This is a genomic window from Streptomyces sp. NPDC051907 (assembly GCF_040681075.1).
GTDB lineage: Bacteria > Actinomycetota > Actinomycetes > Streptomycetales > Streptomycetaceae > Streptomyces.
In genome coordinates, this window is sequence record NZ_JBFAYB010000155.1 from 1 (window position 1) to 11,887 (window position 11,887).

At 68.9% G+C, this 11,887-nt stretch carries 11 protein-coding genes and 1 pseudogene; 6 read left to right on the forward strand and 6 right to left on the reverse strand.

The window, feature by feature from the left end; translation table 11 throughout:
* Window positions 1–249 (forward strand): annotated as a pseudogene (locus tag AB0M39_RS39560) (HNH endonuclease); the annotation flags it as partial.
* A 1,090-nt stretch (window positions 250–1,339) separates the two neighbouring features.
* The gene (locus AB0M39_RS39565) at window positions 1,340–1,588 is read left to right on the forward strand and encodes a hypothetical protein (RefSeq protein WP_365373297.1); all 249 of its coding nucleotides are present in this window, start codon (window positions 1,340–1,342) and stop codon (window positions 1,586–1,588) included.
* Window positions 1,589–1,611: 23 nt separating this feature from the next.
* On the opposite strand, the gene AB0M39_RS39570 is transcribed toward AB0M39_RS39565, so the two are convergent.
* Window positions 1,612–2,880, reverse strand: coding sequence for a PIN domain-containing protein (locus AB0M39_RS39570; protein ID WP_365373300.1), 1,269 nt, complete (start codon window positions 2,878–2,880; stop codon window positions 1,612–1,614).
* Between the two features lie 551 nt (window positions 2,881–3,431).
* On the opposite strand from AB0M39_RS39570, the gene AB0M39_RS39575 reads away from it, so the two are divergent.
* Window positions 3,432–3,716 carry a hypothetical protein gene (locus AB0M39_RS39575; RefSeq protein WP_334458010.1) on the forward strand — a complete coding sequence of 95 codons (285 nt, stop codon included), beginning with the start codon at window positions 3,432–3,434 and terminating at the stop codon, window positions 3,714–3,716.
* Between the two features lie 873 nt (window positions 3,717–4,589).
* Here the strand turns inward: AB0M39_RS39575 and AB0M39_RS39580 are convergent.
* The 5 genes from AB0M39_RS39580 to AB0M39_RS39600 form a co-directional block, all read right to left on the reverse strand.
* The gene (locus AB0M39_RS39580; RefSeq protein ID WP_365373304.1) at window positions 4,590–5,498 is read right to left on the reverse strand and encodes a helix-turn-helix transcriptional regulator; all 909 of its coding nucleotides are present in this window, start codon (window positions 5,496–5,498) and stop codon (window positions 4,590–4,592) included.
* Between the two features lie 50 nt (window positions 5,499–5,548).
* A complete protein-coding gene (locus AB0M39_RS39585; RefSeq protein WP_365373307.1) occupies window positions 5,549–6,109 on the reverse strand; it encodes a hypothetical protein in 561 nt (186 codons plus the stop codon).
* A 943-nt stretch (window positions 6,110–7,052) separates the two neighbouring features.
* Window positions 7,053–8,009: a hypothetical protein gene (locus tag AB0M39_RS39590; RefSeq protein ID WP_365373309.1), complete on the reverse strand. Its 957-nt coding sequence runs from the start codon at window positions 8,007–8,009 to the stop codon at window positions 7,053–7,055.
* Window positions 8,006–8,572, reverse strand: coding sequence for a sigma-70 family RNA polymerase sigma factor (locus AB0M39_RS39595; RefSeq protein WP_365373312.1), 567 nt, complete (start codon window positions 8,570–8,572; stop codon window positions 8,006–8,008). Before AB0M39_RS39595 ends, AB0M39_RS39590 begins: the two co-directional genes overlap by 4 nt.
* Before the next feature lie 743 nt (window positions 8,573–9,315).
* Entirely contained in the window at window positions 9,316–9,861 is a 546-nt protein-coding gene (locus AB0M39_RS39600) for a hypothetical protein (protein ID WP_365373315.1), read from the reverse strand.
* A 461-nt stretch (window positions 9,862–10,322) separates the two neighbouring features.
* On the opposite strand from AB0M39_RS39600, the gene AB0M39_RS39605 reads away from it, so the two are divergent.
* The 3 genes from AB0M39_RS39605 (at window position 10,323) to AB0M39_RS39615 (ending at window position 11,851) form a co-directional block, all read left to right on the forward strand.
* The gene (locus AB0M39_RS39605; RefSeq protein ID WP_365373318.1) at window positions 10,323–10,823 is read left to right on the forward strand and encodes a hypothetical protein; all 501 of its coding nucleotides are present in this window, start codon (window positions 10,323–10,325) and stop codon (window positions 10,821–10,823) included.
* Window positions 10,824–11,156: 333 nt separating this feature from the next.
* Window positions 11,157–11,576: a hypothetical protein gene (locus AB0M39_RS39610; protein ID WP_365373321.1), complete on the forward strand. Its 420-nt coding sequence runs from the start codon at window positions 11,157–11,159 to the stop codon at window positions 11,574–11,576.
* A complete protein-coding gene (locus AB0M39_RS39615; RefSeq protein WP_365373323.1) occupies window positions 11,573–11,851 on the forward strand; it encodes a winged helix-turn-helix domain-containing protein in 279 nt (92 codons plus the stop codon). Before AB0M39_RS39610 ends, AB0M39_RS39615 begins: the two co-directional genes overlap by 4 nt.
* Window positions 11,852–11,887 lie beyond the last annotated feature (36 nt).

Here is an 11,887-nt window from a genome sequence, read left to right on the forward strand (position 1 = left end):
GCGAACGACCAGGACGCCGCGGCCTCCCTGGTCGCGGTCACCGCGCGCACGAACCGCTCCAAGGCCGACCAGGACCCCCGCGAGTGGATGCCGCCGCTGCCCGACGCGCACTGCCGCTACGTCTCCGAGTGGGTGGCCACCAAGCTCCGCTGGGGCCTGACTGTGGACGAGGCCGAGCTCGACGCCCTGGGTCTGTACGCCGAAGGACCCTGCGAGACCGCGCTGGTGAACTACACCCCCGCACCGTAGCCCGCACAGCACCTTGTCGACCCAGCGGAAGCCATGCGCCGCGCCCGAGCCTTCTCCACTCCAGGGTCTCGGCGCGGGCGTGGTGGATGAGGCGGGAGGCGAGGATTTCGCCCTGCCGGCGCGGCCATCGCGGTGTCGTCCATGACGATGTGCACGGCAGGCGCGGGCGGCGTTGGAGGCCGGGCACCCTGCGGCAGTCAGGAGCGGACCGAGCCCGAGCAACAGGCTGGCTGCCGCGGCTCCCGACGTGATTGGCGGGCTACTGCCGTGTGAGGCCTGTGGCCAGGGCCGGTCGGCTCTCCTGTCGCCCGCCACCCCGTCCGCGTTCGTGGCGCTGAGACCGGCGGCGAGGCCACGCCCACGAGCCAGGACGCCTCGCCGTGAGTCGGCACGAACTCGGGGGTCGATCCCCGCAGAGCACAGCATCCGACCCGCGGGTTCCCGCTGAAGAGCCTTCAGTTTCCCTGACCCCACGGGGCTCACCGGCCTAGGGGAACATCGGTGCAGCGGATATTGGTGAGAAGGTCATGGGCGGCTAGCACAGTGATCCACTTCGCTTCTGCGTCAAGTCCAGACGTGTTGCATCGCCTCCGAAGAGGCAACGCGCGCAGTAGTCCCGAGGGTGCGCGTGATCTCCAGCGGCCGCGCGGTGGACTCAACCGGTCAGTGGTCTGTCCGCGATGGCATGGCTTTCCCGGAGCTGACGGAGCCGGGCGGAGCCTCTGTTCGACAGCCTTCTGGCTCACGCCGGTGGCCCGCGCCCGCCTCGTCCGCGCCCTCTACGAACGCCTGGATCGCCTGGACGCCGCGGCAGTCACTCAGGCCGTGTGAGTCGCCCCGCTACACCTGGAAGGCGGCCACGCTCTCCAGCACGGCGCGCTGTCGCGGGTCGATGGGCACGTCGGGCTGGCGCAGCATCGTGCCGTTGGCGCACAGCCTGCACAGTCCGATCACCGGCATCGCCCTCTCCGACAGCCTCGGCTGAGACACCCGCACCCGCTGACGAACATCCGCGAACGCTCCACCCGCGCCCCGGCGTCCTGCGATCATCGACCCATCCCCAAGCGAGCGACACGAACTGAGGAGCGCCATGGCCTGGGCCTACGCGGAACTTGCAAAGGAAGCCAGCAGGCGAGGCGGCCCCCTCGCGTTGCGGCGCTTCTACACCGGTCAAGGCGTCGTCATCGGCGGCGTGGTCGCCAGTGCCGCTATCGCCGGGACCCTGGCCCACGACAAGCGGAGCAAGCGCCGCGCCGCCGCTGCTGCTGCCGCCGAGGCCGCGCCCGCGGCCACCGGAGCGCCGGCACCCGGCGACGCCTCGGAGCCCGGGCGCAGCTGACTCCGGCCCGGGTCGGGCGTGCCTCACTCCTCATCGGTCTGCTCGTCTTCCGGCTGGTCTTCCACCGGCTCCGGAAGGCAGGCACCCAACGGCGGGTACTGCTTGAGCTGGATTGGCTGGTACGGCGGATACGTGGACAGGTCCACGTCGGAGCTCTGCTGTAGCAGGTTCGGCCACGCGATCAGCGCCCCCAGCAGCACTTCGATCCACGTGGGCTTGCGGCCTTCCGCCGCAGCGATCTGCATGACGCGCTGCACACTCTCCGCGCTCGACTGCATGGGCGGCCAGTCGACGGCGGAGGCATCTTCGACGGGCACCGCCCTGGACGACGAGATGATCCGCGGTCTGTGATCGTCCCCGGACCGGCCGGGAAACAGAATCCGGGTCTCCCACGTGCACGCGGCCTGCACGAGCGTCGTGCCGATAGCCAGGCCCACGAGCTGCCAGCGGGCGGTGGCGACGATCCAGCTCTTGGCACCGAGCTGGTAGGCCTCGACATCGCTGACGTCAGTGAGCTGCACCCGGACTTCCGCCGGGAACGCCCACGTCTGAGCCGTGATCGCCTCGCCCTCGCGGGTCCGGACGTGGATGGGCGCGGTGCCGCGGCTCCAGACCGATTGCGCGGTGAGGGCGACGTACTCCGTGTGGAACGTCAGGAGGCCAAGCGCGTCTGCCTCGCTGACCGGGACCCGTGGAGCGACGGTCTCCAGCAGCTCGTCAAGGTTCGTGAGGTGAACGAAGCGGTCGCCCAGGTCCGCTACGTCGGCGTCCATGGGCGGCGGGTAGGCGTCCCCTTTGGTGAAGTCCCTGTGGTTGTTGCTGACGAAGTACACCGTTTCGTCGGGGTGTTCCCGCGCGTACTCCACGGCAGTCAGCCAGATCGCGACATCCCTCGCGCCAACCTTCACCCTCTTGTCGCCCTCACCCTTCGTGGTGGCCGGCGGCAGGACGTTGGCCTCCCGGTACAGGCCCTCCATGGCCGCCTCACCGCTCGTCGGGAGCACATCCAGGAAGCTGTACTTCTTCCGCCACATCTCCCGGACGCCCTCGGGGTCCGGCTCCTCAAGCTTCGGCTCCGTTCGGTGGCTCTTGTTCGCGAGCTGACGTAGGGCGCGAGCCGCGGCCCGGTGCGCCTCCACGTACTCCAGGGCCTTCTGGGCCGCAAGCTCCTCGACCGCCATGGAGGGCGCTCCGACCCTTTCCGTCCCGGTTGCCACGATGGCGCGGAGGACTTCCACCTCACTGCCGTCGAGGCGCATACCGCGTATGACGCATGTGTCCAGAATGATCATTCCGCTGCCCTAGCTCTCGCGATGTGTCCAGCAACGACTAGCACCCGGACCGCCCCGCCCGCAGTGGAGTTGACAGATCATCCCGGTGTGCTGCCGACATCGCGCGATGCCAGCGTGGTCGTCTGGCCGAACAGCCCCGCGTGGCCGGGTCATGAGGGCGTCCCGCGCGAGCCGGTGGCGCTCCGCCTGCTGGGCGGGGCCCGGGTCAGGCGTGCTTACTCGATGGGAGGGCCGGGCAGTGACGTCTCGGTGTCCGGAGGCGCGTCCCACCTGCCCGGCTGCCCGCTCAGAGGTATGGAGCCGAGCCGGACGGTCAGGTCGTCACCTCACGACGACCTTGCCCTTCATCATCGAGATGTGCCCGGGGAAGGTTCACAAGAAGCGATAGCCGTGGGGAAGAGCACTTCTCCCGGCTGGGCCGGCGCCAGGGGCGTTGGCGGTGGCGGCTGGAAGGCTGGTCGGATGAACGGTGACGAGCAGCTGCTGCGGGCGCGGCCGGGTCTACGGAGCTAACCACGGCGACCCCCGTCCCTGCCCTCTACGCTGCCGTCATGACGCTGAACGCCGACGAGCATGAGCTCCTTCGCCTGATCGCCCAGTCACCAGAGCCCGTGGCCGCCTCCGACTTCTTTCACACCATCCACCCGGCGAACTTCGAGCGAAGCGCCGCCGAGGAAGACCCCCGGCGCGTGGCATGGCAGGAGAAGCAGTTCGGGCTCTACAAGGCGACGATCGACCTGCACGACGGCGGTCTCATCCGGATCGTCCACCCGGCGAACGGAGAGCGGCCAGACCTGATGGAGGCCACCGAGGCCGGCCACGCAGCCCTGACCTGAGGGCCTTGCCGGGTGGGCCCGGTCGGGCCCACCCCAGCGCTGAAAGAAGAGAGGCAGCACTACGTGGCTGCGATGCCGTTCCCGTTGCAGTGCTGACAGCCCGCCGCTTCACCACATGGCGAGCTGCTCGTGCTCGGGCAGGTCGAGGTGGACGATCCGGCCCTGAGGCAGGACGGCGGCGAGTTCGCGCGCCTCGTGGTCGCTGCGGACCAAGACCAGCTCCTCCGTGAGCGTGGGGCAGTCGGCGACCAGAGTGAATCAATTATTGTGAGAGGAGGGGGCGGATGAATCTAATTCACAAGGTGAACTCCGTCGAAAGTCGAGAAGACCTTGCGAGCTTCCTCAGGGCTGCTGCGGAAGATCTCTCTCGTGGAGATTCAGAGTGGGAGAACGCGACACTCGAGTCCTTTCTGGAGGGCTGGGCGGCTTGGTTGGACGATATGCCTGGATGGTGCGCCAACCGAGCTGAGGCGGTACCGAGTCAGCCGAGCTGGCCGTTGGTGGCGCATATGGTCATGGCGGCAAGAGTGTATGAGTAGCGCGATGAATGCTGAGCGCCGCTTGAACGTCTCGAGAAGTCGCGCATTCGTAGTGGCAGCTGAAACTACGAAACTAAAGCGTGTTCCAGAACGCTGTGATCTGGGCATTTCTCTTGTATGCGTGGAGTGTTGAGGGCTGGGCCTTTTGGGTGGAGACGTTCACCGGGCTGCGGGTGCGACAGTTCGAGGGCTGTTGCGGGTGTTCGCCCACGGGCGACACTTCCGGGGGGCACCCCGGCGTTCGCGGCCGCCAGGACGGTCTCGCTTCCAGGCTGAGATCGCGTGTGGCCCCCGGACCAGGTCGGTCTGGGGGCCACGTTGCGCGTGGGGTCGGCTATCGGCGCATGAGGAGGGGGAGCAGGGCGGCCATGAGGCTGCATGCGGCGATAAGGATCTGCAGGCTCCGGCCGGGGCTGTACGGGATTCGGACGAGCAGCCCGGCTCTGTTGCTGTCGGACGACTTGGCGGTCGTGGTGGTTCGCATGTGCCGTACCTCGGCGATCTCAAGCCGGGCCCGGTGATACATCCAGACGTCGATCTGGTCCTGCGGCATGCCGCAGGCGCCGACGACGGCGGCGAGGACCTCAACCGGGGGAAGCTGGTCCTCGTTGAGGATCCTGTGCAGCGAGCTGCGGGAGACGACGAGGTCGTAGCGGCGCACCCGCTGCTCCATCTCGCGCAGGCTGACCTCGCTCTGGACCCACAGAGCGCGCAGGAGCTCCATGAGGTCCTTGGGCACGGTGCACAGGGAGAGGGCCCCCGTGATCGGGTCGACGTGCACAGGGACGCCGGCACGCCCCGCACTTGCCATGGCCTGCTGGATGAGCGTGGCCATGTGCACGTCCAGGCCGCCCGGCGGAGGCTCGGCAGAGGGGGCGTCCTCTTCGCGGCGGATGCCGCGCATCTTTGGAAGTGACATGCCGCCGATGGTCTGCCGCACGACTCCGGCCGTGTTGTGGCGCACCACGAGGGCCGACGATGCGTCGGGGCCGTCCGGCTCCTTCGCGGGTGCGGAGTTCTTCTCCTGGACGGCCTGCTGACGCAGAGCCAGCAGAGGGGCCGGGGCCATGCCGCATGCGGCCGCATACTTCTCGATCAGCGCGACTGTCGGGATGCGCTTGCCCGACGTGGCGTCCGACAGGGCGCTGATCGAGTAGTGGGTGGCCTTGGCGACCTCGGTCAGCTTCATGTCGCCGCGGCCGTCGCCGAGCGCCTCCACCAGCTGCTGCAGGCTGGGCGTCATCGGCGGCAGAACCTGTCGGCGCGGTCGGCCGTGCGGGCGGGACGTCGCCATCAGGCTGCCCCCGCCGGGTGCGGCGCCGAACCACCGAACCCGCCGAGGAAGCGGTCGATGAAGTCGCGCACCTTGTCGGCGCGTTCCCTCACGCTGGCCGTCAGGGCTCCGGTGCAGGAGACGACCAGGAAGCACACTGTGCCGAGCAGCATCTCAACGACGCGGAGCACGACGGACATCGCGGTGACGCCGACGGCGACGGCCTCGGAGGCCTCGGCGAAGACGTAGTAGAACGACCAGCCGATCGCGGCGCCCGTCGCCGTGGCGGTGATCAGCGGGATCATCCGGAACGCACGGCCGGTCGCCGGCGGCTGTGCCGCTGCGGTCGTGACGGCGCCGTCGCTTGCCGTCGCCGCGAGTGCCAACTCCACGGTCTGCACGGCGATGTCGGCAGCGGTGATGCCGACGGCGACGGCCTGGGCGGCTTCGCCGAAGGAGGCGTAGAGCCAGAGCCCTGCCGTGGCGCCCAGCATCAGGGCAAGAGGTACCAGCACCAGGCGCCAGCCCTCCGGGCCCGACGGCAGGCACAGACTTCCCCCGCGGGGACTACTGCACTGCATTGCATGTTCCTTCCACAGTCACTGGGGACAGGCCTTGCTGCTCCTGCGCTGAGCCGGAGCCCCCGCACATGGGCTGTGCGGGGGTCCGCGCAGGTGAAGGCCTGCATTCGGCTGGACTGAAGGAGTGAGATACCGCCACACGGCCCTCCACAGACCTTGAGCGTGACGGGCTCCATTCCCTTGCCCTTCGCACAATCATGGCGCCTCGCCCACGGCAGTACCACGCTGGGTAACGCCTCCTTCCACATTCTGAAAAAAGGCTGCGCCAAACCCAGTTCACCCGTTAGAGGGACGATCTAGATCGCAATTCCGCTACCGTTCACGCGTTCTAGTGAAGCGTACTATTGTGCGAATTGTTAAGTGGCTTGCACTCCACGCGAGTTGTGGCCCGCATTCACTCGCCAGGGGGAGCGGCGAGAGTGAAAAAACAGGTCTCTGCCCATCCGATGATGCTGACGTTGAGGCGTTCTCGCAGGTCACGGTTGTATGGGCTTTTTCATTTTTTCGGACACCGTCCAGTGGAAGACGTACCATAGACGGCGTGACCCATGTCCTCGTTACATGGACACAGCGCCCGCGTTCAGCGGGCCATCCGAGCCACAGTCAAGGCTGGACGTGCCCTCGGATTGAGGTCCCCCACGCTCCACACGTCGGGGGACCTCGCTGCTTCTGCAGTCGGTACGGCCTGCGGCCTGTGAACGGACAGGACCGACAGACGGGCATGCGGTCGCCCTCAGGCGAGGCATTCCTTCTGACGCTGCCACCTGATTGACGGTCCTTGTCGGTGCCCGAACGCTCACGAACCGGGTGAACAGGCGAGAGGCGAACGCCCAATCCAGCCGCCGGCTACCGCGCAGCTCCCGTCGCCCGCTCACGGCTCTCCATGCTTCCTCGCACCTGGCGCCGCTCAGTTCTCCGCAGCGGGCTGTGGCGACCAGGCGCCTCAGATATCGGCATGAACGGAACTGTCGTGTGACTCCAGCCTGACGACGAGAACTCCCGACCCGGTCTCGGCTGCCAGTGAGGCTCTCCAGATCCGGTCGTGCCATTCCGGCGGCCACGCCGTGCTGCCATCCCACAAGACCCCCTCCAGATTGACCCCGTCCAGGTCCGCGGACCGAAGGTCCGCGCCGCAGAAATCAGTACTGGCCCGGTCGACCTCGTTCACCACGGCGGCGAGAGCAGCCGCCTCCCGCTGCGCCAGATCCAGATCGTCGACCAGGTCTTGTGCCACCTCGACCGCGCCCAGACACGAGACGTCCTCCTCCAGCAGATGCGGCAACAGCTCCGACTCCAGCAACTGCTGCGCACTTTCGACCATGGCCGAAAGACGCAGGCCACACGTAGACAGACCGTTGACGACGGTCTCCAGATAGTCGTAGCCCACCACCGCTGGAGGCGGCTGGACCGACTCCGGCAACGCTCGAACGGCCGCGATACGGGAACTGACCTGCGTGAGCTGCTGGCATGCATCCGGCGACAGCCGCTCCGCCTCCAGATCTGCCGTGAGCCCCCGGAAGTGCTCCAGCGCGTCTCGCAGTATCCGAACCAAGTCCGCAGGCCAGTAGTCACGCGAGATACGCAAGGCATCCTCGCGGTACTTCAGCCGCACCGCCGCCGGCCTCTGCGCCAGCGTCCGCCACCCGTCGTACGTGCTGCCCCGGGGCACCGGCAGCTGCCGGTACGCGGGCCGCTTCCTTCCCCCCGCCAGACGCCGGCCGACGGCCGCAGCGGTCTGCCGGTGGACAGCCGCCAGCAGCCGCCCCAACGCCCGGTCCGGGTCGTGCAGCTCCGGAGGCCCGCCACTGCTCATCAGCCCGTCGTCAACCACTGTCCCCAGCTGCTCATGCGCACTCGCCAGCAGCAGGTCGAGCTGTTCATCTGCACTGTCTCGGCTCATGACTCCTCCTCTCCGGCAACGTCTGACCCCTCCAAGCGAAGCTGCCTCTTCAACGTCGCTCGCGCCCGTGACAGGTTCTGACGTGCAGCCTCAGGGGTGGTCCCCATGGCCTCAGCGCTCTCCCGCGTGGTGAACCCGTCCAACGTCCACGCCAGAACTGCACGCTGCTTGGCCGGAAGCCGCAGCAGCAACTCCACGACACGCCGCTCCTCAACACCGAGCTCCGCCGCATGCGCGGGGGTCTGCCAGTTCGCCACGGGCTCCGGGATCTCAGCGCAGGCGTCCTCCTGGCGCACCTGCTGGCGAATATAGGAGCGCCAGGCGACCTTCCGCAGCCAGGCCTTGGGGTGGCGGATACGCGCTCCGGGCCTGCACATTTGGGTAAAGGCGTCCTGGGCCGCGTCCTGGGCCTCACTCCAGGAGGCCCCGTTCAGCAGCAAGAAGCGCACGAGACCCGGGAATTCACCAGCGTGCAGATCTTCGGCCAGGTCCCGTCCCTGCAAGGCCGGAGTTTCCGCATACGTATCGCTCACACGCAGCTCGGCACTCGGGGCATCATCCACGACGGCGCCCCCCGCCCCGGCCGAGCCCAGGTTTCCGTCCTATGCCGCCCGCCGATCGTCCCGCCTCGAACCGGACCGTCCTGACACAGTCGTTGCCTCTCCTTCGCAGGACAGCCCGAAGACCTCGACTCCTGGGCAACACCCGTTCCACGTACCCCTCCTGGCGCTCACTCAGCGATGCCGCGGAGCCGGCATCCCACCTCTAGTGCGCCGGGCGGATCAATGTGTGACATGCTGCGCAGCCGAGGCAGGGCTCACCGTCCGTGCCTGGCCGGACCGGGGCGGGGGAGGTGGGCCGGGTGCTGGGTGCGCAGGACGATGACGGCGCCGTCGCCGATGCAGGGCCTTGCAGGGCTTGCTGGTCGGGCATGGACCCTGGGTGAACTCGCTGGACAGGGTGTCGTCCAGGTCCGAACGCGCGACGGTCGTCTTCGCCTCGGCGATCTGCCTGTCTCACGCAGGACTTTGTCGTCGCCGGGCGGAGTCCGGCTGCGAGGCGCCCTTCGAACCAAAGTCCGTGACGTTTCGTCTGCGGGGAGGTCAGGGACGCGTTGACGTGTTGCTCGCGGACGGATTCAGGCGTCGTCTACCGGGTGGTCTCCCGCTCGGGTACCGCCGCGGTACGGGCCGGGGCGCCGCGGCGGCCGCGGCCCCGGGGACGCGCCGCAATCAGCCCCCGACTGCGGCTGGTGACGGGCGTGTCCGACGCGACAGGGAGTTCGATGCACGGTGTGGGCGGGAGGTCAGGCCGTGCTGCCCTGGGCTGAGATCGCCTTCTCCTGCTTCCTCCGGAAGGTTTTCTCCTTCTGCCTGCGCCATGGCTGCCACCACTTGGGGTGGTAGTTCAGGTCATGCCGAGCCACTTCGAGGAAGGCATTCTCCGCTTGGCCGTATGCTGCGTTTGCCTGCTTGAACTCTTCCCCGGTCCCGCCGAGGGCAGAGGCCGCTGCCGCCAGCTTCTCGGCGGCCCCGATGACGTAGACGGGCGCGCACAGCCGCAACTCGAAGAGCGCGCAGACAAGCTCGTTCCCCGAGGCCCTCAGGGCCGGCAGGACCACCTTGAAGAACGGCTCCTCAGATTTGGGTTGTTCGCGCGCGCTGGCGGCCCAGGCTGCGTTCAACCCAAAGCGGGCGGCAGCTTCAATGAAGCGCCGGTAGGTCTGGGATCGGTCCTCTGGGCTCCCGACTCGCACTACGCCGACAGGGCGATAGCGGCCGATGAGAGCGGTCGTGACGCTACCCACAGCGCGGACGCCTGCTGTGGCCGCGCCGACCGAAGCGAGTTCCATGCGAGCCTTTTACCACCCGTGCGGCGGCGAATCGCGCCCGACGCGCCTTGCTGCTGTAGCTGCTGGTAGGAAGGTCGGCGGCTGCTAGGCGTCTTGCTGGGGCCTAGCAGCCCGCTGGGGTCCAGCAGTCGGCCATGGCCACGACCTCCTTCCGCTTCCACCCCGGCGGGTGCCCGCTCCGTTCCGCCGGATCGGCCGGATCGGCGTGCCGGGCAGTTCCCGTCCGAGCCGGTCGACCGTCCAGCCGCTCTGCTCCTGGCCGCGTCCACGACGGTGTGCGCGGCCGTGACGTTCTCCGCGAGGGAAGGCTGTGGGCGTCCCCGACCCCTGCGGCGGTCGGCGACCACGGGCGAGCTTGTTCTTCAGCCTTCGTCCGGCTCTGGCCCGGCGGCCCGGCGGGACTGAGCGCGAGCGGTCGAATCGGGATGCGCGGATCTGCGGGGCGACTGCATACTCGGCGCATGGCCTTGCTCTCCGGTCGGTTCCGGGATCAGCGCAGCACCGAGTACGACTTCATCGGCTCGATCATGGTGCGATGCCCCGGCTGCGCGAAGGCCGCCCTCGTCGTTGAGGCGCCCGAGGACTGCGATCCCGCAGGGCGGGTGCTGTTCAGGCCGCGACGTCTGGTCTGCCGCGGCTGCGGACTGTCGCGGGTGTGGAGCGGCCGTCGTGTCACGCTCTCGGGCGGCACGGCTCAGCCCGCGACGGATCCGTACTTCGGTCTGCCGCTGTGGCTCCAGGCCGAGACCCGGCATGGGTGGCTGTGGGCGTACGACCTCGAACACCTCGACCTGATCCGCCGTTTCGTCCAGGCGTCGCTGCGAGAACGAGCGCCCTGGCACGACACCGGACGAAAGATGGCCCTGGTGGCACGCCTTCCGGCATGGATCAAGCGAGCGAGGAACCGAGACGAGGTCCTGCGCGCCGTCAGCCGGATCCACGCCTCACTGGCCGCCGCCTGAGTCGCTCGACCAGCGTCCGAGCGTCACTCGAAGTCGATTGCCGGCCGTGCTGTCCAGCAGACGTGCAGGCGACGGGCGCAGCGCCCCGGCAGGCTTCTGCACAGCCCGCACCCTCTCAGTCAGCCCTGCACCGGATCCGTGTCCTCGGGGGAGTCTCAGGCGGCAGCGGGCGCACACCAGCCCGGCGGGGACAGGTGGGGCCCGCGTCCGAGCCGTCTCGTGCCCGTGCACCGGCTCGCTCCTGCCCGTACGCCGTCTCGCCGGGATGCCGTGTCCAACGGCCGTGCTGCGGAACGTGGTTGGCGCGCGAACACTTATTGCGATGATCGCATCATGCATCCGATTCTCGAGCTCGCCGCCGTGCTCCACCCGATGCCCGCGCCGGGCAGCGTGCGGCCGGACGACTGCCACGACGACGCACGCGACCAGATCGAGCAGCTGCGCCGGGACTGCGCCGACAATCTTGAGGCCGCGAGCGACGGCCTGGACGCCGACCCGCTGCTCCTCGCCCTCCAGGGCGCCCGGGCGAGGAAGGCGGCGGCCGACGCCGACATCCGCCGACTCCTCGCCTACGCCCGCGAGTTCCAGGGACCGCGCCCCTACCCCCTGAACCAGCTCGCCCAGGCGTCCGGCTACACCGTCTCGGGAGTGCGCACCGCATACGCCCAGGAGGAGATCCGCGCGGTCGCGGGCCAGATCGACCGGACGCCCAGACCCGGGCCCGGGGCCGCCGAAGGGCGGGGGGAGTCGTGAGCCGCGCAGGAGCACTGCCCGCTCTCGCCGCCCGCGCCCCCCGCGGCGCAGGCGCCCCGCTGTACCGGCTCGTCGCCGACGACCTGCGGCAGCAGATCGCCGACGGCGCCCTCCAGCCCGGCGGCCGGATCCCGCCGCTGCGCCTGCTGCGCGACCGGTACCGGGTCGCCGACATGACCGTGCGGTCCGCGCTGCGGGTCCTTCAGGACGAAGGCCTCCTCCACACCCTGCACGGCCGGGGCTCGTTCGTCGCCCTCCGCTCCCACAGGCCGTAGCCGTACGGCCGGATGACCATGGTGCCGCGCACCGGG